The organism is Streptococcus porcinus, assembly GCF_901542335.1.
In the GTDB taxonomy this organism is placed as follows: Bacteria; Bacillota; Bacilli; order Lactobacillales; family Streptococcaceae; genus Streptococcus; species Streptococcus porcinus_A.
Genome location: NZ_LR594036.1, coordinates 1777741 through 1802860 on the forward strand (window position 1 = coordinate 1777741; position 25120 = coordinate 1802860).

The window sequence follows — 25120 nt, forward strand, 5'->3', positions numbered from 1 at the left end:
ATTAATGACTCCTATCTCTTTTCAGTTTGTCCAAATCATTATCTTTAATAGCTTGTCTCAACTCTTTTTCATAACTTTGTTTTTGATCTTCATCCCATTTGAGATGTTTAGCCATCTCTAGTAAAACTGGTTCGATTAACTCTTCTAGATGATCCCTGTTAAAAAGCATGTGATTTGTTCTTCTCAAGAAATAGTCAGTTGGTTTCAAGGTCATCTCGTAATCCATAGCATAATGAAGCGATAAGGTTTCCGCTAAGGTCAAGTCTTTGGCAGCTTTAACTTTACGAGTTAATGCAAAAACTTTTGGAGCATTTGAACCATATAAGTTTGCTAAATACCTCGCATCTTCCATTGATAGTCCGCTTAAGGTACCTAATTGAGCATAGGTTTCTAGTTCTGATTCAACTTTAGCAGGATTGATTTCTCCACCTGAGACAGGATAAGTTTTAGAATTAATTAATTTAAAGTGCTTCCCAAATTCAGTTGCCAAAACTTCAATAATTGCATTCATTGCACCCTCTGCCATTTTCCGGTAATCTGTAATTTTACCGCCAGCCAGCGTGAATAAGCCATTTTCATCACGATCCAAACTTGATCCACGAGAAACCGCAGATGGATTCAATTCTTTTTCAGAGGTGCTTGATTCAACAGAACCAATCGCTTTTTCTAAAGTGCTACGGTCAACTTTTTGGTCCATATAGGCTTGGAAGGTAGCGAGAAGGTGGTTGAAGCTATCCTCAGTGAGCTTACCACTATTTCCACCATTATAGTCTGATGCGCTATTTCCTGATAATAAGGGACGTAAACCAGCCCAAGAACTTTCAATATCCATGATACTTATATGAGCATCAGGGAACCGTCTGTTGATAATATCTAATAAATAGTCAACATCTTCTTGTGTAACTGTAGGATGTTCAAGGTCTCCTGTGTAATCTGTATCCGTTGTTCCAAAATAAGTTTTTTCTTCACGTGGCAAAACAAATACCATCCGTCCATCATTTAAACCAGTGTCAACATAAATAGGTTGATCAACATTTAGCTTATGACGATCAACTACAAGGTGAACACCTTTTGTAGGTCGCATTTGTTTTATTTCTTGGCCCGTATTTGAAAAATTACGGACAGTATCACTCCACGGACCCGTGGTATTAATGATGACTTTGGCCTTGATTCGAATTTCTTCATTGGTCAGCAAATCTCTAGCAACTACACCTGTAATTTTATCAGAATCATCAAAAATGAAATCTTCAGCCTTTACATGACTTGCAATCAGCGCCCCATCTCGATTGGCCCTTTTGATATTTTCTATTACCAAGCGAGAATCATTATTTCTAAAATCTAGATAGACTCCTCCACCTAGAAGATTTTCTTTTTGAAGGTTAGGTTGCCTTTCCAAAACTTGTTCTTTTGTTAATACTTTATTGGCTACAGCAGTATTTGTTACACCAGCCAACAAATCGTACAAGTCCATAGCAACTTTCAATCTAAACATATTGAATGTGCTACCGGGCTCATCATAAACTGGTAAGAGCATTGGATCTGGTTTAGGAATGTGTGGTGCAATTTGTTGCACAACAGAACGCTCTGTAACTGTATCAGCAACAACTTCTACATCAAATTGTTTCAAGTAGCGTAGACCACCATGAACTAATTTAGTAGAGCGACTAGAGGTTCCTTGAGCAAAATCTTGCATCTCAATTAGCCCTATATCCAAGCCACTTGCGGCAGCCTGTAGAGCTACACCAGCACCTGTAATTCCTCCTCCAATCACAAGCAAATCCAAATAACGTTCTTGCATTTTTTGGATAGCTAATCGTCTTGTTTCATTTGAAAATTCCATCATTACCTCCTCTATTGGTCTTCTTTATCCTCAGCAAAGATTTGAGTAGCGATAACGGCTTTTTTCCAACCCTTGTATAGTTTTTCTTTGCGTGACTCATTCATACTTGCTTTAAATAATTGACCAGTTGCATTCAACTCTCTTAATGAATCAAGATCTTCCCAGTAACCAACAGCTAAACCAGCGAGAAAAGCTGCACCTAAGGCAGTCGTCTCCAAGTTTTTAGCTCGCGCAATGTCTTTTCCTAAAATATCAGCTTGGAACTGCATTAATAGATTATTCATAGCAGCTCCTCCATCAACCCGTAGTTGTTGAATATCAATTCCTGAATCAACTTGCATGGTATCAATAACATCTCTAACCTGATAAGCTATTGATTGCAAGGTTGCTTTTACAAAATCTTCTTTAGTAGATCCTCGTGTTAACCCAAAAACAGATCCACGTGCATTGGAGTTCCAGTAAGGTGCCCCTAAGCCTGTAAAGGCTGGAACCACATAGATTTCATCATCACTAGTTGAAGCCATCGCTAATTCTTCAGATTCTGGAGAAGTTTCAATCATTCTTAATCCATCACGTAACCATTGGATCGCGCTTCCCGCAATAAAAATAGATCCTTCTAAAGCGTAGTAGACTTTGCCATTGATACCATATCCAATAGTTGTCAGAAGGTTATTTTCTGATAATTGCATTTCTTCACCAGTATTCATGATAATAAACGATCCCGTACCATAGGTATTTTTTACCATTCCCGGTTCAAATGCTAACTGTCCAAACAAAGCAGCCTGTTGGTCACCCGCCATGCCTGAAATAGGTACTTCTCCTCCATAAAAATGAAAACCTGCTGTCTTACCATAAATTTCTGAATTGGACTTAACTTCAGGAAGAATAGCTCTGGGAATGTCTAAGATTGATAGAATTTCCTCATCCCACTTTAATTCTTTGATATTGTATAGCATAGTTCTTGCTGCATTTGAGTAGTCGGTTACATGCGCTGCCCCATCAGTCAACTTCCATACCAACCAAGTATCAATTGTCCCAAAAAGAAGCTCTCCACGTTCTGCTCTTTCCTGAGCACCTGGGACATGATCAAGAATCCATCTTATTTTAGTAGCAGAAAAATAAGCATCAATGACCAACCCTGTTTTTTCATGGATCATGTCGGTGTAACCATCTGCTTTTAATTGATCCGCTATAGGAGCTGTTTGACGTGACTGCCAGACAATAGCATTATAAATTGGCACACCAGTTTTTTTATCCCAAATCACAGTTGTTTCCCTTTGATTTGTGATACCAATTGCTTCTATTTGACTTGGTTTAATACTAGATTCAATAAAAGCTCCAGCAATAACTGACTGAACTGAATTCCAGATCTGGTTAGCGTTATGTTCTACCCAGCCTGCCTGAGGGAAAATCTGCGGAAACTCTTTTTGGCTACTAGCAATCTTTTCCCCTTTTTTGTTAAAGATAATTGCTCGAGAACTTGTTGTTCCTTGGTCAATAGCCATAATGTACTTTTCTTCTGGCATGTGTCTTCCTCCTTGAGTAAGCGTTTTCTTTTCAATAATACTATTATAACCAATTTATTTTAAAGTGTATTATCATAAATTTTAATTACCCAAGAAATTTGTGATAAAAAATAAAAAAGTTAGAGGAACCTCTAACTTTTATGATTCTGGATCATCAAGTGAACGGCCATGTAAGCCTTTTTCTCGTTGAATTTGTCTCAACTTTTCAGGTGTCACATCATTTCCCTCTTCATCAACCACTTTAATTCCTTCAATGTGATGACGAACTGAGCGACGATAGCCTTCAATATATTCTTGCCGTAATTCAGCTTGTTCGACCTTTTCTGGTCCGGTTAAACCAACTGTTTTCTTTTTTCTTGCCAATTCATTTATTCGTTCAATTTTTTTAGGATCCATAACTGACCTCTCTTTTCCTCCACTCTAAAAACTTATTATTTAGTATTTAGAAGATTAAATTGTGCAACAGTTCCTGCTTTCTGCATCAATTCAGTTAATAGCGCGAGACGATTATTTCTAACCTTAACATCTTCGGCCATAACCATTGTATGAGCAAAGAAAACAGCAATTTTATCGGTCAAGGCAAAAAGTTGCTCTAATTTATGAGTGGCATTACCCTCCAATTGCAAGTCCGATATCGCTTGATAAAGTTGTTTTTCTTCTTGGTTCTCAAATAAACTTGGATTAACATTTACTTTTGCGTCAACCTTAGATGCAAGGTTAAAGACCCGAGAAAGATTTTCAACAGCCATCTTATATTGATCCGTTTTAGAAGCTTCTAAAAGTGCTTGAGCTGTTGCTAATATTTCTGGCACTTGATAATTAGTACTTGCCAAAACAGCCTCTCGAATATCTTTAGGAATTCCGTTACCCATCATCTTTTCAATACGAGCGGCAATAAAGGCCATAACTTCTTCTTGATGACTATAGGACAGACTTTCAAATGACAATTGATAGCAGTTAGCAATTAATTGATCCATCGGGATAGCCCAACCAAAAGCTTCAAGGATTCGAACAATACCTTGAGTGGCACGACGTAGAGCGTATGGATCATTCGAACCACTTGGAATGAGGCCGACCGAGAAGAAGGACAACAAAGTATCAAGTTTATCAGCTAATGCTAATATGGCACCAACTTTTGTTTCTGGTAAGGCTCCGTCTGCTGAGCTGGGTAAATAGTGTTCTCTAATGGCTGTAGCAACCAGTGAATCTTCACCAGCCAAGAGGGCGTATTTTTCTCCCATTAACCCTTGTAATTCATCAAATTCACCAACCATACCAGTTAGTAAGTCAAACTTATAAATTTGACTAGCTCGTTCAACAGCTTTTGTTTCCTCTACACTTAAATTTGCTTTTTCAGCTAAATAGTTAGCAATGACGCCTGTTCTTTCCATATGTTGAGCTAATGTCCCAATTTTTTCATGGAAAGTGACCTGTTCTAATTTAGCAACAAGGTCTTCAATTTTTAACTTTTGATCCTCGCGCCAGAAAAATTCACCATCTTCTAAGCGTGCAATCAAGACCTTCTCGTTGCCTTTAATGACATTCTCTATATACTGGTCATTCCCGTTACGAACAGAGATAAAGTTAGGCAATAACTTGCCTGATTGGTCACGAACAACAAAATAGCGCTGATGGTTTTTCATTGAAGTTACCAATACTTCCTCTGGAACGCTGAGATATTTTGCATCAAAAGAACCAAGGAAAGCCGTTGGGTATTCAACTAAGTTGAGTACCTCATTTAGAAGGTCAGCGTCAATATCAACGTGGATATGATGCTCTTTTTCCAGCACTTTTATTTGATCAAGAATCATTTGTTGACGTTCAAGAGAATCTGCAATAACAAACTGGCTTCTTAAATCTGCTTCATAAGATAAAGCATTTTGGATAGCAATTTCTTTTCCTAAGAAACGATGGCCGCGTGAATAACGAGCTGAACGAATGTCAAGAAAAGGCATTTCAAGTAATTGGTCATCTAATAAGACGGTTAAGGTATGAGCCGGACGGATATACTCAAAACTGTTACTTGCCCAATGCATTGATACTGGGAAAGTAAGACTTGCTAAGAGATCAGGAATTCCCATCAGAACTTCTTGAGTGTTTTTACCTTTCTCATTTTTAGTCACATATACGTATTCTTCCCCTTTTATTTCGCGGAATTCAATATCATCAGTGGTTAACCCTTTTCCGCGCACAAAGCCTTGTGCTGCTTTGGAAAAATTCCCTTGATCATCTAGAGCAATTTTTTTAGAAGGCCCTTTAAAATCTTCTATAAGGTCTTCTTGCTTATCTGCCAAACCAAGCACCCTAACTGCTAATCGACGGGGAGTTGAAAAGGTTTGTATCCTCTCATAGGACAAACGGTTACCTTCCAAAAAGGCTGCCATTTTTTGTCCTAATTGTTTTTCACTAGCCGTTACAACGTATGCTGGTAACTCCTCAAGTCCTAATTCAACTAATAAATTTTTTGCCATTATTCTGCCTCCTCCTCTTTTAGTAATTCTGCGCGACGTGCATCGTCAAGGAGTGGGTAACCCAGTTTACGACGTTCTGCAACAAATGTTTTAGCGACCACACGTGCTAAGTTTCTGATACGTGCGATGTAGCCTGCCCGCTCAGTCACTGAAACTGCTCCTCTGGCATCAAGGAGATTAAAAGTATGAGAACATTTTAGGACGTAATCATAAGCTGGGTGAACTAAACCTTCCTCTAATGCACGTGCAGCTTCTTTTTCAAACTTCTCAAAGTTCTCAAGCAACATATCTTGATCTGAAATTTCAAATGAATATTTAGAATGTTCATATTCTGGTTGCAAGAAAATCTCACCGTATTTGACTCCTGGCGCCCACTCGATATCATAGACAGAATCAACTTCTTGTATATAAGAAGCAAGTCGTTCTAAGCCATAGGTAACCTCAGCGGTGACCGGCCTAGTTGCAAGACCACCGACTTGTTGAAAGTAGGTAAATTGGGTAATTTCCATTCCGTCTAACCATACTTCCCAACCAAGGCCTGCTGATCCAGTTGAAGGATTTTCCCAGTTGTCCTCAACAAAACGAATATCATGTTCTAATGGATTAATCCCTAATTTTTCAAGTGACTCTAAATAAAGTTCTTGAATATTGGCGGGTGATGGTTTCATCACAACTTGGAATTGATGATGTTGATAAAGACGATTCGGATTTTCGCCATAACGACCATCAGCTGGTCGACGAGATGGCTCGACATAGGCAGCATTCCAAGGCTCCGGACCAATTGCCCTTAAAAATGTATAGGGACTCATAGTGCCAGCACCTTTTTCATTATCATAAGCCTGCATTAACATACAACCTTTATCACTCCAGTATTGTTGTAAAGTTAAAATTATTTCCTGAAAAGTAAGTTTTCTAGTCATTTGATTCCTCCATTATTAAAAATTGTGTCCTTGTAGGTTGCAAACTATATTCCTAAAGGCATCGCTCTAAGACGGGCAAGAGTCTAGGCCACTTCTGACAGAAACATTGCGGCACATAGACTGTGTATGAATTGGAGATACAAAAAGAACCACATTCAAACACCCTTATGTCAAAGACATAGGGGCGTCGAAACGCGGTTCCACCCTAATTTATTACTCCATTATTGATGACGATGAAGACCTTGTCCTTAGACCTCGATCTTTGAAAGTGCCAACTTACTAACAATCTTGCCTAGCTTTCACTGCCCTAGAACTCGCTTTGTTTCATGCTATTAAGCCCTCTTCCATAGCCCATATTTTACCATATCTCTAAGTCTTTGTCTAGGTCAACAGTTACAACCTGAAGCCTTCTCTATCTTTCTACCTTACCATTAGGAATAATAACTTCTCTTATGAGGCGGTTTTCTTCATGGATTCTGACACTAAGTGACAGAAGATAGAACGGGAATAAGATAGCCGCCGTAATCTTAGCATGACAAAGCAACGCTACCCCAATTAGTTCAGGACAGATATTGAGATAATAGTTAGGATGCTTTACATAACGAAAAAGCCAATGATCAACGTATTGATGGTCTTGCGTAATCATCAATTTGACAGTCCAAATACCTTCAAGTAGTTGAGTTACTTTATAAAGAACAACTAATGAGAAAACCATGAAAGAGAGACCAAGCAAACTCCAGCCATCAAATTCAGTCTTTCGTAAGTAAGCTTCTAAGGTGGCAAAAGCATAAACCATAATATGAAGGAGGGTTAAGAACTGGGAATTTAACTTACCAAACTCTCTACCTCCATTTGCTCGGATTGTTTTTTCATTAGCAATAGATAACTTTAAGAAAACTAGGCGTATGATAAACATAGCCAACATAAATATTAAAATCATTTTTAACCTCTTTATTTATTTATAATTTAAATATAAAAAGATTATATATAAATGATAAAAACTTGTCAATACAAAAAGCTCAGTTATCAACCAAGCTTTTCAATAAATTAGTAATCTTTGGTGTCGGGATTAGGCACTGGTGTTAACCCTTTAATATTTTTAATCTTTTCAGCATCTTCTACACTTAAATTAATATCAAAGAAATCTAAATTTGCTTTGATTCGATCTTCATGCACAGATTTTGGTAATGGTAAAAAGCCATTATAAACCGACCAAGCAAGTGCAATTTGAGCCACAGGCCTATTATACTTAGTCGCTAATTCTAGCATGGTTTCATTTTCAAATATATCCCCTTGACCTAGGGGGCTCCATGCTTCGATAACAATATGATGCTTTTTACAATAGTCAACCACTTCCTCTTGATAACAGCCTGGAGCTAAACGAATCTGATTAACAGCCGGTTTGACATTCGCAGTCTTTGCCAAAGCCTCTAAATGGTGAACCATAAAATTGCTAACACCAATTGTTTTAATTAATCCTTCTTCAACTGCCTCTTCCATATAACGCCACGCTTGTGCATTAGCTTCTTCCCAACAATCCCGCAATGCTTTAGGATTTGGCCAATGAATCAAATAAAGATCCACATAATCTAGTCCTAAGCGTTTTAATGATGCAGATAAAGCTTTCTTTGCGCCCTCATAACTATGGGCATCATTCCATAATTTAGTCGTTACAAATAACTCTTCTCTTGCAAGACCCGAGTCTTTAATTGCACGCCCAACACTCTCTTCATTTTTGTATATAGCAGCTGTGTCAATATGACGGTAACCTGCTCTAATAGCTGCTAAAGTTGATTGATAAGCTTCTTCGCCATCAGCTGCTTTAAAAGTACCAAAACCAACCGCTGGAATTACTAAGCCATTGTTCATTGTTAAGTCTTTATTCATTTTCATCCCTCCTTCTTTTAGGTAGTCTTCTAACCTAAGGTTTAGATTTTAACAGTTTGTCAGCAACGTATTGAATAACCTCAGGATTATTTGGTAGATCAGAATGCGTTGCATCGTCACCAGTCACGGTAACCTGAGTATAGTGTTTTGCAACTTTTTGAAAAATAAACTTACCAGCTTCAACGCTTTCGTAGGGCACAATCTTATCACCTTCGAAAGTATTTGTACCTGCCAAATTATAGACCAATAAATTTGAGGTAATCGCATTTCGTTCATTAATCAAATCTTTCAACATTTGTGTTTTGTTAGAAAAGTTACTTTCTTCAAAATTATAAGGTGTTCCAATAGTTAAGAGTTTTTCCATTTGAAACTGTTCTGACGAATAATATTTTTCAAGAAAAATGGTCCAATTCAAGCCCCCATTTGAATGCCCAACTGCATTAAAGCGTTGAAATTTATATCGTAACTGCAAATTATGCATAGCTGTATCTAACCACTTAGCCTGTTGTTTGATATTGTCATAGCCATCAAGATTATTTTCAAAGCCAACGACTATAAAAGGATGCTCATCAGTACTACTGATACTTCCTGAATAAGTTAGTTTATTGTCTTTTGAAACTTCAACTTTTAAGATACTGTGCTTACGATGCATTTTGTTTAGCTCTGAAATCATATCGTCAAAGCGATTATTTGTTGCACCAGACCCGGGAACAAAAACAGTCGGAACCATGCGAGAGCGATAGATATCCTTCTGTTGACTAGTTGTTTTATTAATATAGGATTTGCCCAACATGATCAAAACAAGATATAGACCAATTGTAGCCAAAACAACCAAAATATATCTTTTCTTAATCATATAAGGCCTCCCTCTGGAATGCCCTCTTAATAAAAGGAAGATAAATCAGTATAGATACAATAATAATAAAAGTAACAATAATGAAATACCTCCAATCGCCATTGCTTGCTAAAAAAGTAAATATAAGATTTGGGGTACCTTCAGGTACAATAAATACAGCAGGATGTACCCACTTCAAAGTTAATACAATAGCTCCTATCACTTCTGATAAAATAGTAACAGCCAACATTGGTAATAGTATTAGTGGCTCTAGAATGACAGGCAAGCCCACTAAAAAGGCCAATGGCTGGTCAAAAAGAACCGGCAGGAAGCATAATATACTTAAATGAAAATGGTAGGGCTTGTTAAGTTTCTTACTTTCAATAAGAACAGCTAACAACAAAGGAAGAACCATTCCCAACCCTCCAAACATAGCAAAGCTATCACGCAAAGTATATAGAGAAAATAAATGTGGAATATTATCAAGATGACCCGATAAAGCTGCATTAACATTCTCACTTGTCAAAATCAAATCATTAGCAGGTGTCTGTAAAATATAAGGTACTAGCAGACCTAACCCTTGCATGATAACAGCAATACTAGACCAAAATACTACTGATAGCACGTGATTTGGTCCAGGCCCCAATAAGGAAAGACTAGCCATTTGTAAAAGAAGATCCGGACTAGAGCTCATATGCCTTGCTAAATATTTACTCAAACTATAGGTCGAAAATATTGAGATGACAAAAACAACAGCTCTTTGATTGAAAGAAAGCATCTTTAGTTTCCTAGCAATAAAAGCTAATACGAAAGCTATCAATCCTAATAATAGCCAAAAAGGAATCTGAGCATAGTAATTGTTAAAATTATTACTAGCTGTATAAAGAATCCAAGTCATCAGAAACAATACCCAAGGTAGCTTGGAAGTATCCTTTCCTTCTTCAGGTATTAAGGATAAAACCATATTTGAAAGAAAGTAAGCAACCATAATAATCATAAGTATTTTAGACAACTCAGTTACTTGATCAGATATCCGTATCAACCATTTTTCTGAATAAACTGACGCGTTACTTGTTTCAGCAATAAATGAATAAGGAGATAGACATAGAGACTGTATTAACTCAACCCAGGAATAGACTAGAGCAAAGGGAACAAGTTTCCTCAAATTTTCTCTTACAGTGGACATAAATAACTTAATTGTAAATTGAATCAGCAAATCCACCCCCTTTCTATTTCGGTAGCCATTTGCTATATGACTATTTTTCTTATTTCTATTTTATCACAATCAGATATAATGACAGATAAAAAAGATTAAGAGTTTTGACATCTTAATCTTTTGTTTTCAGGATTGAAAAGCTTTCTTCCCATCTAGATAAGTAGCGTAGAGTTCAAGACTCTTATCAAGCACGATAAAATCAGCAGCAGACCCTTCTTTGATTTGACCACAGAGATGATCTATCCCTACCGATGTGGCAGCAACTAAGGTCGCCATTCGGATAGCTTCTTCCGGACTAGCGATTCCCCAAGATACAACATTTTTAATTGCATCTATAAGCTTCAAAATAGATCCTGCTAAATTTCCACTTGATTTTAATCTTGCCGTACCATTTTCGACAATAACAGGAAACTCACCCAGCATATAATCACCATCAGGAGAGCCACCAGCACGCATACAATCTGTAATCATAGCTACATGATCATGGCCTTTTTGTTTCATCAAAATCTCACATGCTACGGGAGAAACATGGTGGCCATCACAAATTAACTCTGCATAGGTATTTGGAATATTGTAAACAGCTCCTACCATACCAGGTTCTCGGTGTGTCAGCCCACGCATGCCATTGTATGCGTGAATCCAGACACTTGCCCCTGCATCAACGATTTCTTTGGCTTCTTTGTATGTTCCATTCGAATGCCCGAGAGCCACTGTCACACCCTTTTTAGTAACGGTTGAAACAAAGTCTGCCACTCCCGTACGTTCTGGTGCCAAGGCAATTTTTTTAATAAGTCCATTTGCTGCTTTTTGCCAAGCTTCAAATTCATCTAAGCGAGGATTCTTCATATAAATTGGGTTTTGTGCTCCCTTATATTCTTCTGTAAAGTAGGGGCCTTCAAAATATATCCCTTGAATTTTAGCACCTTTAACCTTGTCAGCAACGGTAGCAATTGTAGCAGAGACCTTCTCTAAATGCTCAAAAGTTGAGGTTAAAGTCGTTGGTAAAAATGATGTTACCCCTGTAGATAAAAGCCCTTCACTCATTTTATGAAGTCCTTCTGCTGAATTATCCATGACGTCAGCTCCTGCAAAACCATGGATGTGCGTGTCAACTAAGCCGGGTGCAATTTGGTAGCCACTGTAATCAATAATGTCAGCATCAGCTGGGGCTGAACTTACCCACTTACCAAATTTACCATCATTTAATGCTAAGTAACCACTTTCTTTTACATGATCTGGGTAATAAAAGCAATCTGCTTTGATATAGTGTGTCATCGTTTTCCTCCCTTTATCTACCTTTTATTATACGACTAATCTTTTTGTTTGTAAATGGTATATACCACTCGTTTTCATTTTTAATGCTAAGAAATCTTTAATTTTTTCCCCATAAAGTGTATAATGGTCTCTGAAGCATTTTAAAAGAGATAAAAGGAGAATAAATGAAGCAAGAAAAAACTGAGAGGCTTTTTCTGATTTTAAGTCTTTTAACCTTGATTATAGGAGGAACAATTTATGTTGCTTTCGCTCATAATTATAATGGTAAGCCTCTAGATAGTCATACACAAAAAGCTGGAAAGGTTGTCAAAAAAGCTAATTATTTAAGCAAAGCCATTGAAGCAGTTAACTTAGCTGAATCCAGCCCCTCTCTAGCAAGGATTGAAACTGCTCAGAAACTGGTCAATAAACTCAAAAAATCAGAAACTAAATCAGGCCTCCAAGAAAAATTAGATCGCTTAAGCAAAGTAGTTTCTAGTGAAGAAGAAGCCATCAAAGCAGTGGAAGAAGCTGAAAAAAATCCAACACTTGAAACTGTTGAAACTGCTCAAACTGCTATTAATCAGGTGAATAATCAAGCAAAGAAAACAGAATTACAAAATCGACTGGACGCTGTCACTACTGCCAATCAGATAAGAAGTAGCAGCGAGTCAACCGTTACCCCTGGAGTTAGTCCAAATAATCAGGAAGCCAATTCGACTTACCTTGGTCAAACCCCGGCTGAAAGCTATGTGCCTCAAGTCGCACCTCCCCAAGCAAATACTTCTCCAAATACAACTTCCGGTGCAGCAACAACTGATAACACTAATTCTGGCACTTCATTAAATTAAATCAAAAAAGAGTTATTTCCATGAGGAAATAATTCTTTTTAGTTAGTTTTTATGCTTTTTCAAACCCTAATAAGATGCCCTCTTCTTCTGCATAAAAACTACAGAGGCCAGAGGTCGGGTAAGTAGTAATTGACACACTTGGATAAAGCGCTTGAAGTTTCTCTGTAAGTTGTTGGCAAATTTTGGCATTATTACGTTGTGCAATAATGATTTTACCTCCTTTATAATCAGCTTTTTGCAATTCTTCAACTAAAGCATTAACAGCTTTCTTTTGGCCTCTTGCTTTTTGCAGTAATTCAAGTTTTCCGTCGCTACTTGCACAGCCAACCATTCGAATATTAAGAAGTCCTACAACAGCGCCAACAAGCTTATTCAATCGACCATTTTTGACTAAATTATCAACTTTCGCTAAAACAAATAACAAGCCTGTTTGATTAGTGTAAGTTTCTATAGCTTCTACAACTTCTTCAAATATCAATCCTTGATTGATAAGACGTTCTAATTCTAAAACCATCAAATCCATTTCGCCACCGGCTGATAATGAATCTATAACATGAATGTTAACATCAGGATTCTCCTCCAAAAGCATTTCCTTGGCTAAACGAGCACTGTTATGACTACCAGATAAAGTCCCCGTGATTGTAATTGCAATAACGTTTTCTGCTCCATGGTAGGCTTGTAAAAAGGCATCTGGACTTGGACATGACGATGTCGTTGCTTGCGCAGAGTGGCTCATAGCAGCCATCATGCCATCAATATCTAATTCACTGTTATCGATAAAGACTTCCTTACCTACACAAAGTGTCAAAGGCACTCGTTCAAAAGCAATAGATTCGGGATTTGTTTCCAACTCTATTAAATCACATCCCGAATCTACCACAATTTTCCACTTCTTCATTTGTCTCTCCTTCATTCTTTATTGATTGTTGTTTATATTGACAAATATTATTAATTCCCATAAAATTATATCATCAAAAGCTTTTGTGAAGCTATAAAAATGACGTCGGACGTAACATTTGGAAGGAATTTGTGATGACTGATAAATTGATTTCGAAAAAGTCACTTCAAAATTTAGCACAATTTAACAAGGAAAATCAAAATCTTTCTCGAGAATCAATGGAGATTGCTCTTTTAGAGCTCCTAGAGAAAAAACAACTAGCTCATATCTCTATCTCTGAACTTGTTACTAAGGCAGGTGTCTCTCGAAATGCCTTTTATCGCAATTATAAATCAAAAGAAGAAATCTTGTTGTGCCGCTTAAATGCTGTTATTCGACGAATATTCCAAGGTTTAAAATTATTTGATCTTAATACTCAAGCTAATCAAGCTTGGTATTATCTCTTTACTGAAGCCAAAAAGGAAGAAAAATTACTTAGGCTCATGTTTAAAAACCAACTGCAAACTTTAATTACACAAATTGTTACAAAACGCTTAAAAGCCTATCAACGTTGGAAATTGCATAAACAATCCCATTATACCAGGCTCTTTTGGAGTAATGCCATTGTATCGGTCTTGGTTGACTGGATAAAGGATGGGATGACTACTCCAGCTGAAGAAATGGCTAGTATTGGTTTACCGCTACTACCATACTAAAAACTCTTGATAACTCATTTATTCTAGTAGATCTGAGTAGCTACTAAGTTTCTGAGCACATCAAGAGTTTTTTACTATTATGGTAGAGCAAGTGTACGAATGGCATGTGCGACCCCTGCCTGGTCGCAAGATAAGGTTACTCGATCCGCTAAAACCTTTATGGCTTCACTAGCATTACCCATAGCAACTCCTAACCCTGCATAAGCTAGCATCTCACTATCATTGGCAGCATCGCCAATGGCCATTATTTCTTCAGGTTTGATTTTCAAGTCTTTTGCTAATTCTTGTAAAGCGAAAGCCTTAGTGACGCCCTTTGGCATAGCCTCAAGTAGATAAGTTTGGCTTCTAACCAAGCTAAAATGTTCACTTAACTCTGGGCGGAAAGCCTCTTCGAAGCGATTAACAGCAGCTTCTTCACCCATGTACATTCCTTGTAAAATAAGCTCCGGTTTCCTTTTAAGATCAGCCATAGTTATTGGTTTGACTTGTGTAAAAACTAAATCACCGTCAGCTTGGACAAGATCAGGTACAAAATCATTCATAACATAGTAGTCATTTTCAGCTGTTAAGGTTAGATAGACATCAGGGTGATTTTCTACTTTTTTAAATAACTCTTCTATTTCATGTATGGTCAAGCTATGGGCATGTAGCATACGCCAATCCTCACTGGCATGCAAACTACAGCCATTATTTAAGATAAGGAATTCGTTCTTAGCGAGGCTAAGTTCCTCAAAATAGGGTTGTGTGCCCTTACGGGGCCGACCAGTACAAAGAACAATTTTTATTCCTGCCTCAGTCGCTTCTTTTATGGCTTTAATATTTTCATCTGGAATCTTTTTTTGACTATTTAACAGAGTACCATCTAGATCAATAGCAATTAATTTTATCATTTTCTAACTTATCCTTTCACTCCATATTCCTATTGTTAGTGTAGCATTTTTTTTAATAAAGATGAATTCCCAGCCTTTATCTAATAAAAAGCACCCCTCACATGAGAAGTGCTAACTAGGAAATACCTTCTTATATTTTATCTGTCCAAGGCCTTGCTGTCTTAGCTAAAACGTCATTAAGAGCTTCAATATTTTTTACCCCTTCACGCCTTAGCCATTGGCGGGCCGCAGCCTCCCCTTCTTTGATATAGACCGGAACAGCACCCGCCCAAGTAGCACGGCCACAAAGAACACCATTAAATGTCGCTCCTGATTGAGCCGCAAAGATTAAGGTTTCTTGGAATAGCTGAGCTGATACTCCCGCACTAAGATAGATGTATGGTAAGTGACTGGCTGCTTCTTGTTCTTTAAAAGCTTGGGCCGCGTCTGCTTTGCTATAAAGAATCGGCCCTTCTGTAAACCCTTCAACAAAGGCCATATTAACTGGAACTTCTACTTTCAAAACATCAATCCCAAATCGCTTAGCCGAAAAGACTCTCATGGCTTCATTAACTTTATGGGCTTTGACTTTGGCGAAGTCAATACTACTATTATCACTAATCTTTTCATCATAGGTCAAAAGCTCTAAAAAGAAGGGAATGTCTTCTGCTTGACACTCTGAGCCGATGCGTTCAATGTAAGCTTTCTTTTGATGGTTAATAGCCTCACTGCCATCAACATCATAATAGAGAAGAAACTTAATAGCATCTGCACCAGACGCTTTAAGACCTTTCACTGACCAGTCTGCTAAACAGTCTGGTAAGCGACTACTTGTCTTGGCATCGTAGCCTGTTTTTTCGTAAGCCAGTAACAAGCCTGCTTTTTGGTCTTTGACTTCAATAGCTGGCAAGCCATACTCTGGGTCTAAGAGAATTGAGGAAGCATAGGGAGTTAATTCTTCAGACACCAGACGCTTCAAGGTTACTATTTGCTCAGTTGTTGGCTCTTCTTTTTGATGACTTGCCATCATCCTTTTTAGAGCACCGCGTTGGTCAAAAGCCAATGCAGAAATAATTCCATCACGGCTTACTTTTTCTAAGTAGGCTTTTTTATTTGATATAACTGTCATTTTATACCTCTTCTACTATGATTTGATTAAAAACACTAGAATAATTTCTCATATCAACATGTCCTGTTAAGGCTTGTTGAGCATTTAGCATACCCAGTGCATTTGCTTTTTTTAATAAGGTTATTTCATCATCTTCTTCTGATAAAGCCCAGGCTATTCCCGCTACAGTAGCATCTCCAGAACCCACTGGATTAACGACCGAAATTTTAGGTATAGTGACTCGATAAAATCGGTCATGATGTTTCGCAAATGCTCCCTGTTCCCCAAGTGATACAATGACCCATTCTATCCCATCAAAAAGTTGGTCTTTAAGAATTGCTTTCAAGCTGTCAGTTCTTACTGCTATTTTTTTCTTTAGAAGCAAGCCCAATTCTTCAATGTTAGGTTTAATGATGGTGGGTTTTTCTCTTGATGTTAAGACAGCCTCTAAAGGGGCTCCAGAACAATCCAAAATAACCTTTTTTTGGAAAGTATTTGCCATGGAAATAATCCGATGATAAAACGTCTTATCCAATCCTTGTGGTAAGGAACCTGAGATAGTCATCACTTTACATTGAGGACAAATAATCTGCATGTGATAGATAAAGCCATCTACTTCATCACGATCAATAAAAGGCCCACTTTCAAGAATTTCGGTTTGTAAACCCTCATGTAAGATAGCAATGCAGTTACGAGTGTTATTCTTAATATGAAAAAATTGACTGGGTATATTTTGCTTTTCAAGCTGATCTAAAAGGTATTGCCCTTGCCGGCCGCCAATAAAGCCTGTTGCAATAATATCTTGTCCTACTTCTGTTAAGACACGGCTGACATTTAATCCCTTGCCACCAGCCGTTTTTCGAGCAATACTAGCTCGATTGATTGTGTCTAACTTAAAAGGGCTTGCTAACGGATAAGAGATATCTATGGAAGGATTTAAAGTTACAGTTAAAATCATCATGCCTCCTAGTCGTGATACTCACCACGATCCCACTTTTCTAAAAATTCTGTAAAGAACTCTGGATCTTCTTGGTTAGTAGCTGGATGTTCTAGATTAGCAATTTTAGCAATCAGTTTTTTATTATTCTCTGTTTCTTTATATTCTGCATTGATGAAGGCATCAATAATATCACACATCAATAACTCTCCAGTAATTTTACCACCAAACCCGATGACATTAGCATTTAACTCTTCTTTTGCATAAAGAGCCGTCGTCATGTCACGAACTAATGCAGATCGAACGCCAGCAACCTTATTAGCAGCATTATTGATGCCGACACCAGTCCCGCAAATACAGACACCTAAGTCTGCTTGTCCTTGAACCACAGCCTCACCGACCTTTTTACCAAAAATTGGATAATGTGTTCTCATATGATCATAAGTCCCAAAATCTATAACATCGTAACCCTTTTGTTTCAAGAAATCTACTACCGCCATCTTCTCATTTGTAACAATATGGTCAGAGCCAATTGCGATTTTCATCTTTTAATCCTCCTTTTTAAGCCATTTTATTTAGCATGTCAACACGAATTTGGTGACGCCCACCATCGTATTGAGCTGATACAAAAGCTTTGACAATATTTTCTGCCAGTTTTTGACCAACAATTTCAGATCCAATGGTTATTACTCGAGCGTTATTGTGTTGACGAGTCATATAAGCAGATCTTTCATCGGATACTTCTGCAGCCACCATTCCTTTAAGTTTAGTGGCAACCATGAAAGGACCTGCTCCATAAGCATCAATCATGATGCCTAGATTTTCCTCTGATTCTTGCACAGCTTTAACAAGAGCTAGTGTATTATCAACAAAGTCTTTATCTAAGTCTGAAATATCTTTAGTTTGATAACCTTCCTTGATTAAGAAAGATTTGATTTGGTTTTTCAAGTCATATCCTTGTGCATCTGCACCTATTATAATAGTCATTTTTTCTCCTTATTACTAAAAAATGTGCTAAATCTATGGGTTTACTTTACAAGCTCTATTAAACTTTAAAGACTAACACCAATAGTTTTCCTACTGGTGTCACGTCTTTATAGTCACTCTCTAATCTTGAGCCAGTTTGTAGGCTTCATTACGTTTTTTCATTTCTTTTGCATACCAAGCAAAGAGTCCAAGGTAAATCCCTAAAAAGACTACTAACGTCATGAGAGCAGCGATTTGCCCTGTGGTGGCACGACCGATAACATAGCCAAAGATTTTCTCCATGGGGCCTTCAAGCGTAGAATGAGTGATTAGTGACTCTGCCGGTGCCCCCTTAGGAAAGGCTCCTACTTTTTTAGCCAATTCCGTAGCAAATGGGGCAATCATTGTTCCAGAGAGTAAGAATAAAGGCAATAAAAGTGATCCAAATAAAATCATCCGAATTAATCTACCACGAGTAACAACGAGCAGGGCTGGTGTCACTCCCATAGCAATAATACCTGCAAGTGGTAGAATTCCATTTCCAACTTTTGACAATAATAGAGCCTCAACCAACATGATGGGTGCTAAAATATTGGCACACGCCCAAATTTCTGCACGTCCTGCAATAAAAGGCCAATCTAGACCTATATTAAAGCGTCGCCCACCCATTTTTGCATTGGCAAAATTGGTAATACCTTGAGATAGTGGCTCTACTGCTGCAATAAACCATGAACCGATGAGAGAGAATAATTCTAGACAAGCACCTGCTGTGAAACCAAGTTCAAACCAATGTTTAATTGATAAAATTTTAAAATGAGGATCTCCCATAATTCCAATCACAAATCCAAGAATCATTCCAATAAAAAATTTAGAACCCCAAAATCCAATTTTCTTGTTTAATTTAGCAGCATCAAAGTCATATTTATCTAATCCTGGAAAGACTTTATCAAAGATTTTGTCCAATACCATGATAATCGGGTTCATCATGTAATTCATATGGGTGGACGTCATAGGCGAGTTAGGACCCGTTGCTAATAAATCATCAAATGTAGGCTTCATTAAATCAGAATTGATAATTTTCAATACACCAACTAAGATGACTGCTAGGGTCGCTATGAAAAGCGATAAGATAACCGGAAGATGATTCTTTGCAGCATACCACATTATTAATAAACCAGTGATAGAAAGATGCCAGATATCAAAGATATCTACATCTAGAGTGTCTGTTTTATTCATGATGATCATAATGATATTAACTATTAACATGACTAAGAGAAAATAAAGTGTGTATGGTGACCCCCACGTTATCGTTGCTAATGGAGCCCAGCCGACATCAATTATATTTAAACTAATACCTGTATTTTTCACAAAAGCCTGTAAAGATTCAGAGAAAGCTCCTGTTAAAATACCAATAATAGCCCCGATACCTGTTAAAGCAATAGCTAATTTAATCCCGCCTTCCAAAGCCTTGGTAAATTTTACGCCAAAAGCCATTGCAAGCCCTGTCATGACAGCTAACATGACGACTCCAGATCCCATCTTAATCAACGGAGTAAGCATATGGTTAATTACTTCTAAAAATGATTGCATATCATCTTCCCCTTACCTAGTTTAATCCATGGTCTTTGATGACCCGCTCTAATTCTGCAAAGACTGGCTCACTCATAACAGGAATCCGATAGAGAATGGGTCCGGCTTCCACCGTTGGTATTGGCATATCAAATCCTAGATCTGTTTTTGCAATTGGTGTAAAAATATCATATTTTGAAACCATTTCTTCAGTGATATCTTTGACCATTACAGCATCACAGCGGACACTATAACCTTTTTCTAGCATTTTTCTTTCAATAGCCTCTTTGATTTGATGACTAGAGTTAACTCCCGCACCACATGCAGCTAAAATTTTAATCATTTGTAAGTACTCCTTCTTTTAATAAATAATTTTTGATGACTTTATAATCGTCTCCGCATTGCTCTAGTTTCTCCATATTTCCCTTCTCAATAAAGAAACTAATTAAATGTGACAAAATTTTAGTTTGCCCGTCATTCTTTGAATTGATAATAAAGAAGAAATGACGAACCAAACAGTCCTCACTAGGGTCAATCATGTGTTTAAAAACAAGAGGTCTTTCGTTTCTAACATAGACTACCTTATTGGTTAAACAATACTTCGTCTCGGTATGAGGTATAGCAGCATAACGGATGTTGCTACCATCTTTAAAATCAATTTTCAAACCAGTTGGAAACTCTTTCTCTCTATTTTTTAATGCCTCTTTGTAATTCTCCGTGACATAATGTAATTTGTGGAGATGAGAAGCTACCTCATCAAATAATTGATCTTGAGAGGTTACATTCGTAAAAACAATGTCTATGGACATCTAATACCACCTTTCTAAAATTTTTCAGCCTTTCGATAATATTTCCAAAGTAACCGTTTACATGATTCATTCATAGTATATAATAGTATATAAATAAACATAAATCAACACTTTTTGTTTATTTATATGTTTATTTGTGTTTGTTTATGTTAATTATTGTAAAAAATAACCTTTATGCTATGATTAGAAAAGGAAATACAGAAAAAGGAGACCAGTGTGTTAAAAAGAGAAAGACTCCTAAACATTATGGATATGGTAAACACTAAGGGAATTATAACCGTCAATGAAATCATCGAAACTTTAAAAATTTCTGATATGACTGCTCGTCGTGACTTAGATGAATTAGAAAATTCCGGGAAATTAGTCCGTATCCATGGGGGGGCACAAAGCATTGCTTATCCAACAAAAGTCGAAAAGTCTAATACCGAAAAATTATCAGTGCAAATAAGAGAAAAAAAAGAAATTGCTAACACCGCTAGCACATTGGTTAGAGATGGCGAAACAATTTTTATCGGCCCAGGTACAACTCTTGAATTCTTCGCTGAGCGATTAGTTCAAAAACAACTTCGTATTGTCACCAACAGCCTTCCCATTTTTACTATTCTAAAAAATAGCCCCAAGATTGATTTAATTCTTATCGGGGGTGAGTATAGAGAAATTACAGGTGCTTTTGTCGGTTCACTGACCAATCAGAGCATTTCCTCTCTCAAGTTTTCTAAATGTTTCATCAGTTGTAATGGTATTTATGGCAAAGATATTGCAACTTATAATGAAGCTGAAGGAGAAATTCAAAAATTAGCACTGGATAATTCCTTTGAAAAGTTTGTTTTAGTTGATAGCAAAAAATTTAATACCTACGATTTCTCTGTTTTCTACCAATTAGATCAGATTAACCAAGTTATAACAGATTCTACTATTTCTAAGGAAACTATAGAAGACTACCAAACATTTACAGACATTATCATTGCACAAAAATAAGGACTTCAAAATTTGAAGTCCTTTTCTAGTCTCTAAATTAATTATCTAGGCCTTTTCAATTGTAAATTTACTTCCTTTTAAAGCGCGCTTAAGTGATAAAGTAAAAGGGTTTCCTGTAATGACTGCCTTTCCTTCTGCTAGACGAATATCAACATGTTGAACCCCTCTTACTGATTCTAGTTTTTCAGTTACAGTTTTCACACAGCCCTCACATTTCATACCACTTATCCTATAAGTCTTTTCCATAATTTTCTCCCTCTTAGTTTATAATTTGATTGTTTTTAATCGCAGAGCATTCAGAACAACAGAAATCGAACTTAAGCTCATAGCCATAGCAGCAAGCATGGGATTAAGTAACGGTCCCCCAAATAAATGGAGAACTCCCATGGCAATTGGTATCATCAAAATATTGTAAATGAAAGCCCAAAATAAATTTTCTTTAATCACTCGAATTGTTTGACGACTCAATGATATAGCTTTAAGCAAGTCTGTTAGTTGCGTATGCATCAAAATAATATCTGCTGATTCAATGGCAATATCTGTTCCAGAACCAATCGCAATCCCTAAATTAGCTACTGCTAATGCTGGGGCGTCATTTATACCATCCCCAACCATAGCTACGAGTTCCTTATTAGCTTGTAAAGATTCAATAATAGCTGCTTTTTGTGTGGGTAAAACCTCGCTATAGACCTCTTCAATCCCTACTTTTTGGGCAATTGCCTTAGCCGTCGACTTTTGGTCTCCTGTTAACAAGGCTAGTTTGATTCCTAAATCTTTAAGTGCATCAATAGTAGCTTGACTGTCTGTCTTTATCTGATCTTCGATTAAAATCAGAGCTTTCAGTTGATAATCTTTTGCCACATAAACAATTGTCGCTTGAGGTGGCAAGGCTTTAATCTTTTCCTCAATTGGTTGATCAAAAATAACACCATTTTCAGTCATTAATCTTCTATTGCCAACTTGTAGGGTATGATTCTTAATTTCCCCTTTAAGACCCTGGCCAGAAATCGTTGTAAAGTCTCGGACCGGTAATAAAGCCCATTCTTCTGCCTCTGCTTTTGCGAGAATAGCCTGACTTAAAGGATGTTCAGACAGTGACTCTAATGAAGCAACTTCTTGCAAAATTGTTTTTTCTGTTTGATCTAAAAGCACTATCTGACTAACTTGTGGTCGTCCCTGAGTAATGGTACCGGTTTTGTCAAATACCAAAGTTCTGATATTAGCCAAGTTTTCGAGGTGTGCTCCTTCTTTGAAGAGAATCCCATTCTCAGCCGCGCGACCAGAGCCTACCATGATAGCTGTTGGTGTTGCTAACCCCAAAGCACATGGACAAGCTATAATCAATACAGCTATGGCACTTGTCAAAGAAAAGCTAATGTCTTCTTTCATGATAAAGAGCCAAAACAGACCAGTTAGTATCGCTAAAAGAATAACAATGGGTACGAATATACCTGATATTTGATCGGCAATTTTAGCTATTGGCGCCTTGCTCCCTTGTGCAGTTTCAACTAGACTAATAATTTGTGCTAAAAAGCTTTCAGATTCTCGCTTTGTAACTTCTACAATCAAATTTCCATGTCCGTTGATGGTTCCGGTATAGACAAGACTATCCTTTTGTTTGTTACTTGCCACACTCTCACCTGTTAGCATAGCCTCATCGACATAAGATTGGCCAGAAACCACACGTCCATCAACAGGAATTTTTTCGCCTGGTTTAATCATGACATGGTCACCTAAACTCACTTGTGCAAGGGGAACTAATTCTTGCTTTTCACCCTTGACTATTCTTACTTCATTTGGTTTTAAAGAGAGCAGTTTCTGAATAGCCTGAGACGTTCTACTTTTTGATTTATTTTCAAAAAAGTTACCCAAGGTAATCAAAGTTAAAATAACAAGTACGGACTCAAAGTAAAGACTATGGTGGTAGTGATTTTCCCCTTGAAAAATTTGAAGAGTCGCAAATAAGCTATAGCCAAAAGCAAAACTGGTGGCTAAGGCAACTAAGCTATCCATATTGGGATGACCTCTAAACAAGGAGGTAAAACCATTTTTATAGTAGTCTCTAGCTAGGTAGAGGACTGGTAAGGTAAAAAGTAATTGTAGCAGAGCAAAATTTCCGGGTTGTGAGTTAGGATTTAGGCTACTAGGAAGCCAAGCTCCTAGCATAGAACCCATCGCGACATAAAGAACTGGCAAGGTCAATAGAGCCGACCATAAAAATCTCTTCCAAAGCTTTCTATTCTGCCTTTCTTGCCTTTGACTGAGACTTTCATTTTGGTTAGACCTATATAAACTGGCCTGATATCCTGCATCAGCTATTACCTTAGTAATATCTTCTGCATTCATAGTCTGCTCTTGATAGGAAATTGTTAGTTTTTCTGTTGCTAAATTGACTGTTGCTTTTTCAGTGGCTGGTAATTTTTGAACAGCCTTCTCGACTGTTAGGGCACAAGAGGCGCAAGTCATTCCATCAATAAGATAAACTTCTTCTTTTGTCATTTAATCACCTACTTTCTGGTGGCATTTACACTGGCCAAGGCGACAATTACAAGGAATGTCAGCAACAAGTTTTTCTGACTTTTCTTTTAAAAGTTTTTCAAAAGCTTCTAAAACTTCCTCAGTCATGGGCATATCGGCAAGTAAATCTAATAATAAATCGGGGTGTTCTTTTTGACAAATTCTGCTAAAGTCATCAGCTAGCATTTTCTTTTGGTAAGTCGTTTGCTGAATGTTTGCTTGATAAATAAATGCACGACCTTCTCTTTGTCTCTTAACCAAACCTTTGTCAATCAACCTTCCTAGGAGTGTTTTTATTGTTGATTGAGACCAATGACTATTATCTTTCAGAATAGCTATAATCTCTGAACTCTTTATGCCATTATTAGCCCAAATAATACGCATAACTTGCCATTCAGCGGCTGAAATTTTAAGCATCCTATCCTCCTTTATTTTATCATGGTTTTTAGTTTACATCTGTAAACATATTATACTCCTTATGTCTACAATTGTAAATATTTAATAATAAGTTTTCCACAACAAAAAAAGAACCTCATTTGAAGTTCCTTTTTCATTCTAATCCTTAGATTTAGCATCTAAATCCCTAAGGAGTTGATCAATTTTATTACCATAAGCAATGGAATTATCTTTTTCGAAAATGAGATCTGGAATTTTATACATCGTTAAGTTACGACCTAACTCACGCTTAATAGTCCCAGTTGCTTTTTCAAGTCCAATTTGAGCTTTTTGGTTATCGGAAGCTAAATCACTCATTACAGTATAGTACACTTTTGCTGCTGATAAATCTCCAAGCATTTGTACTTCTGTAATCGTTACTCCCTCTACTCGAGGATCACGGACTTTCTTCTGTAAAATCTCATTGACTTCACGTTTTATTTCCATGCCAACACGGTCTATTCGATGATTTGCCATAAACTATCCTTTCTAAGGGTTAATGAGTGAGAACAACAAGTCATTCTTATTCTTAACTCTAG

The 25120-nt window shown here is 37.2% G+C and carries 26 protein-coding genes; 3 read left to right on the forward strand and 23 right to left on the reverse strand.

The window, feature by feature from the left end:
• Nucleotide 1: 1 nt before the first annotated feature.
• From glpO to nagA, 10 genes are all read right to left on the reverse strand, one after another.
• On the reverse strand, nt 2-1840 hold the full coding sequence (gene glpO, locus FGK96_RS08570) for a type 1 glycerol-3-phosphate oxidase (protein WP_138083526.1): 1839 nt from the start codon (nt 1838-1840) through the stop codon (nt 2-4).
• A gap of 11 nt (nt 1841-1851) precedes the next feature.
• Entirely contained in the window at nt 1852-3366 is a 1515-nt protein-coding gene (glpK, locus tag FGK96_RS08575; protein WP_138083081.1) for a glycerol kinase GlpK, read from the reverse strand.
• A gap of 138 nt (nt 3367-3504) precedes the next feature.
• Nucleotides 3505-3762 carry a DUF896 family protein gene (locus tag FGK96_RS08580; protein ID WP_003085229.1) on the reverse strand — a complete coding sequence of 86 codons (258 nt, stop codon included), beginning with the start codon at nt 3760-3762 and terminating at the stop codon, nt 3505-3507.
• A gap of 35 nt (nt 3763-3797) precedes the next feature.
• The gene (glyS, locus tag FGK96_RS08585) at nt 3798-5837 is read right to left on the reverse strand and encodes a glycine--tRNA ligase subunit beta (protein WP_138083083.1); all 2040 of its coding nucleotides are present in this window, start codon (nt 5835-5837) and stop codon (nt 3798-3800) included.
• Nucleotides 5837-6757 carry a glycine--tRNA ligase subunit alpha gene (gene glyQ / locus FGK96_RS08590; RefSeq protein ID WP_138083085.1) on the reverse strand — a complete coding sequence of 307 codons (921 nt, stop codon included), beginning with the start codon at nt 6755-6757 and terminating at the stop codon, nt 5837-5839. Before glyQ ends, glyS begins: the two co-directional genes overlap by 1 nt.
• A 412-nt stretch (nt 6758-7169) precedes the next feature.
• Nucleotides 7170-7697 (reverse strand): isoprenylcysteine carboxyl methyltransferase family protein, encoded by a 528-nt coding sequence (locus FGK96_RS08595; RefSeq protein WP_138083087.1) that lies wholly within the window; start codon nt 7695-7697, stop codon nt 7170-7172.
• A gap of 107 nt (nt 7698-7804) precedes the next feature.
• Complete coding sequence (locus tag FGK96_RS08600) at nt 7805-8644, reverse strand: aldo/keto reductase (RefSeq protein ID WP_138083089.1); 840 nt, start codon at nt 8642-8644, stop codon at nt 7805-7807.
• A 34-nt stretch (nt 8645-8678) separates the two neighbouring features.
• On the reverse strand, nt 8679-9500 hold the full coding sequence (locus FGK96_RS08605) for an alpha/beta hydrolase (protein WP_138083091.1): 822 nt from the start codon (nt 9498-9500) through the stop codon (nt 8679-8681).
• Nucleotides 9493-10701 carry a PTS sugar transporter subunit IIC gene (locus FGK96_RS08610; RefSeq protein WP_138083093.1) on the reverse strand — a complete coding sequence of 403 codons (1209 nt, stop codon included), beginning with the start codon at nt 10699-10701 and terminating at the stop codon, nt 9493-9495. Before FGK96_RS08610 ends, FGK96_RS08605 begins: the two co-directional genes overlap by 8 nt.
• Nucleotides 10702-10821: 120 nt before the next feature.
• A complete protein-coding gene (gene nagA, locus FGK96_RS08615) occupies nt 10822-11970 on the reverse strand; it encodes an N-acetylglucosamine-6-phosphate deacetylase (protein WP_138083095.1) in 1149 nt (382 codons plus the stop codon).
• A gap of 164 nt (nt 11971-12134) precedes the next feature.
• On the opposite strand from nagA, the gene FGK96_RS08620 reads away from it, so the two are divergent.
• A complete protein-coding gene (locus FGK96_RS08620; protein WP_138083097.1) occupies nt 12135-12800 on the forward strand; it encodes a GA-like domain-containing protein in 666 nt (221 codons plus the stop codon).
• 49 nt (nt 12801-12849) lie between these two features.
• Here FGK96_RS08620 and FGK96_RS08625 read toward each other — a convergent pair whose 3' ends face one another.
• The gene (locus tag FGK96_RS08625) at nt 12850-13698 is read right to left on the reverse strand and encodes a DegV family protein (protein ID WP_138083099.1); all 849 of its coding nucleotides are present in this window, start codon (nt 13696-13698) and stop codon (nt 12850-12852) included.
• Between the two features lie 134 nt (nt 13699-13832).
• Here FGK96_RS08625 and FGK96_RS08630 point away from each other — a divergent pair, with 134 nt between their 5' ends.
• Nucleotides 13833-14393 (forward strand): TetR/AcrR family transcriptional regulator, encoded by a 561-nt coding sequence (locus FGK96_RS08630; protein ID WP_138083101.1) that lies wholly within the window; start codon nt 13833-13835, stop codon nt 14391-14393.
• Nucleotides 14394-14470: 77 nt separating this feature from the next.
• Here the strand turns inward: FGK96_RS08630 and FGK96_RS08635 are convergent, their stop codons facing one another.
• The 8 genes from FGK96_RS08635 to FGK96_RS08670 form a co-directional block, all read right to left on the reverse strand.
• Nucleotides 14471-15283: a Cof-type HAD-IIB family hydrolase gene (locus FGK96_RS08635; protein WP_138083103.1), complete on the reverse strand. Its 813-nt coding sequence runs from the start codon at nt 15281-15283 to the stop codon at nt 14471-14473.
• A gap of 130 nt (nt 15284-15413) precedes the next feature.
• Nucleotides 15414-16391 carry a tagatose-bisphosphate aldolase gene (gene lacD, locus FGK96_RS08640; RefSeq protein WP_138083105.1) on the reverse strand — a complete coding sequence of 326 codons (978 nt, stop codon included), beginning with the start codon at nt 16389-16391 and terminating at the stop codon, nt 15414-15416.
• A gap of 1 nt (nt 16392) precedes the next feature.
• A complete protein-coding gene (lacC, locus tag FGK96_RS08645; RefSeq protein ID WP_138083527.1) occupies nt 16393-17328 on the reverse strand; it encodes a tagatose-6-phosphate kinase in 936 nt (311 codons plus the stop codon).
• 8 nt (nt 17329-17336) lie between these two features.
• Nucleotides 17337-17852 (reverse strand): galactose-6-phosphate isomerase subunit LacB, encoded by a 516-nt coding sequence (lacB, locus tag FGK96_RS08650; protein ID WP_138083107.1) that lies wholly within the window; start codon nt 17850-17852, stop codon nt 17337-17339.
• 16 nt (nt 17853-17868) lie between these two features.
• A complete protein-coding gene (gene lacA, locus FGK96_RS08655) occupies nt 17869-18294 on the reverse strand; it encodes a galactose-6-phosphate isomerase subunit LacA (protein WP_138083109.1) in 426 nt (141 codons plus the stop codon).
• Nucleotides 18295-18414: 120 nt separating this feature from the next.
• A complete protein-coding gene (locus FGK96_RS08660) occupies nt 18415-19863 on the reverse strand; it encodes a PTS transporter subunit IIC (protein ID WP_138083111.1) in 1449 nt (482 codons plus the stop codon).
• Between the two features lie 16 nt (nt 19864-19879).
• Nucleotides 19880-20185, reverse strand: a complete 306-nt coding sequence (locus FGK96_RS08665; protein ID WP_138083113.1) for a PTS sugar transporter subunit IIB — start codon at nt 20183-20185, stop codon at nt 19880-19882.
• Nucleotides 20178-20651 (reverse strand): PTS sugar transporter subunit IIA, encoded by a 474-nt coding sequence (locus FGK96_RS08670; protein ID WP_138083115.1) that lies wholly within the window; start codon nt 20649-20651, stop codon nt 20178-20180. Before FGK96_RS08670 ends, FGK96_RS08665 begins: the two co-directional genes overlap by 8 nt.
• 216 nt (nt 20652-20867) lie before the next feature.
• On the opposite strand from FGK96_RS08670, the gene FGK96_RS08675 reads away from it, so the two are divergent.
• Nucleotides 20868-21629: a DeoR/GlpR family DNA-binding transcription regulator gene (locus FGK96_RS08675; protein ID WP_138083117.1), complete on the forward strand. Its 762-nt coding sequence runs from the start codon at nt 20868-20870 to the stop codon at nt 21627-21629.
• A 45-nt stretch (nt 21630-21674) separates the two neighbouring features.
• On the opposite strand, the gene FGK96_RS08680 is transcribed toward FGK96_RS08675, so the two are convergent.
• The 4 genes from FGK96_RS08680 to rbfA form a co-directional block, all read right to left on the reverse strand.
• Entirely contained in the window at nt 21675-21875 is a 201-nt protein-coding gene (locus FGK96_RS08680; RefSeq protein ID WP_138083119.1) for a heavy-metal-associated domain-containing protein, read from the reverse strand.
• Between the two features lie 18 nt (nt 21876-21893).
• Nucleotides 21894-24128, reverse strand: coding sequence for a heavy metal translocating P-type ATPase (locus FGK96_RS08685; protein WP_138083121.1), 2235 nt, complete (start codon nt 24126-24128; stop codon nt 21894-21896).
• A complete protein-coding gene (locus FGK96_RS08690) occupies nt 24129-24563 on the reverse strand; it encodes a CopY/TcrY family copper transport repressor (RefSeq protein WP_138083123.1) in 435 nt (144 codons plus the stop codon).
• 138 nt (nt 24564-24701) lie between these two features.
• Nucleotides 24702-25058: a 30S ribosome-binding factor RbfA gene (gene rbfA / locus FGK96_RS08695; protein WP_003083357.1), complete on the reverse strand. Its 357-nt coding sequence runs from the start codon at nt 25056-25058 to the stop codon at nt 24702-24704.
• Between the last annotated feature and the right edge of the window lie 62 nt (nt 25059-25120).

Coding starts and splice junctions, on each gene's coding strand:
- glyQ (WP_138083085.1), bottom strand. CDS start 6,757: ATGACTAGAAAACTTACTTTTCAGGAAATAATTTTAACTTTACAACAA.
- FGK96_RS08605 (WP_138083091.1), bottom strand. CDS start 9,500: ATGATTAAGAAAAGATATATTTTGGTTGTTTTGGCTACAATTGGTCTA.
- FGK96_RS08660 (WP_138083111.1), bottom strand. CDS start 19,863: ATGCAATCATTTTTAGAAGTAATTAACCATATGCTTACTCCGTTGATT.
- FGK96_RS08670 (WP_138083115.1), bottom strand. CDS start 20,651: ATGTCCATAGACATTGTTTTTACGAATGTAACCTCTCAAGATCAATTA.
- FGK96_RS08625 (WP_138083099.1), bottom strand. CDS start 13,698: ATGAAGAAGTGGAAAATTGTGGTAGATTCGGGATGTGATTTAATAGAG.
- FGK96_RS08630 (WP_138083101.1), top strand. CDS start 13,833: ATGACTGATAAATTGATTTCGAAAAAGTCACTTCAAAATTTAGCACAA.
- lacD (WP_138083105.1), bottom strand. CDS start 16,391: ATGACAGTTATATCAAATAAAAAAGCCTACTTAGAAAAAGTAAGCCGT.
- lacC (WP_138083527.1), bottom strand. CDS start 17,328: ATGATTTTAACTGTAACTTTAAATCCTTCCATAGATATCTCTTATCCG.
- glyS (WP_138083083.1), bottom strand. CDS start 5,837: ATGGCAAAAAATTTATTAGTTGAATTAGGACTTGAGGAGTTACCAGCA.
- lacA (WP_138083109.1), bottom strand. CDS start 18,294: ATGACTATTATAATAGGTGCAGATGCACAAGGATATGACTTGAAAAAC.
- FGK96_RS08690 (WP_138083123.1), bottom strand. CDS start 24,563: ATGCTTAAAATTTCAGCCGCTGAATGGCAAGTTATGCGTATTATTTGG.
- glpK (WP_138083081.1), bottom strand. CDS start 3,366: ATGCCAGAAGAAAAGTACATTATGGCTATTGACCAAGGAACAACAAGT.
- FGK96_RS08680 (WP_138083119.1), bottom strand. CDS start 21,875: ATGGAAAAGACTTATAGGATAAGTGGTATGAAATGTGAGGGCTGTGTG.
- FGK96_RS08595 (WP_138083087.1), bottom strand. CDS start 7,697: ATGATTTTAATATTTATGTTGGCTATGTTTATCATACGCCTAGTTTTC.
- glpO (WP_138083526.1), bottom strand. CDS start 1,840: ATGGAATTTTCAAATGAAACAAGACGATTAGCTATCCAAAAAATGCAA.
- FGK96_RS08685 (WP_138083121.1), bottom strand. CDS start 24,128: ATGACAAAAGAAGAAGTTTATCTTATTGATGGAATGACTTGCGCCTCT.
- rbfA (WP_003083357.1), bottom strand. CDS start 25,058: ATGGCAAATCATCGAATAGACCGTGTTGGCATGGAAATAAAACGTGAA.
- FGK96_RS08600 (WP_138083089.1), bottom strand. CDS start 8,644: ATGAATAAAGACTTAACAATGAACAATGGCTTAGTAATTCCAGCGGTT.
- FGK96_RS08580 (WP_003085229.1), bottom strand. CDS start 3,762: ATGGATCCTAAAAAAATTGAACGAATAAATGAATTGGCAAGAAAAAAG.
- FGK96_RS08620 (WP_138083097.1), top strand. CDS start 12,135: ATGAAGCAAGAAAAAACTGAGAGGCTTTTTCTGATTTTAAGTCTTTTA.
- lacB (WP_138083107.1), bottom strand. CDS start 17,852: ATGAAAATCGCAATTGGCTCTGACCATATTGTTACAAATGAGAAGATG.
- nagA (WP_138083095.1), bottom strand. CDS start 11,970: ATGACACACTATATCAAAGCAGATTGCTTTTATTACCCAGATCATGTA.
- FGK96_RS08665 (WP_138083113.1), bottom strand. CDS start 20,185: ATGATTAAAATTTTAGCTGCATGTGGTGCGGGAGTTAACTCTAGTCAT.
- FGK96_RS08635 (WP_138083103.1), bottom strand. CDS start 15,283: ATGATAAAATTAATTGCTATTGATCTAGATGGTACTCTGTTAAATAGT.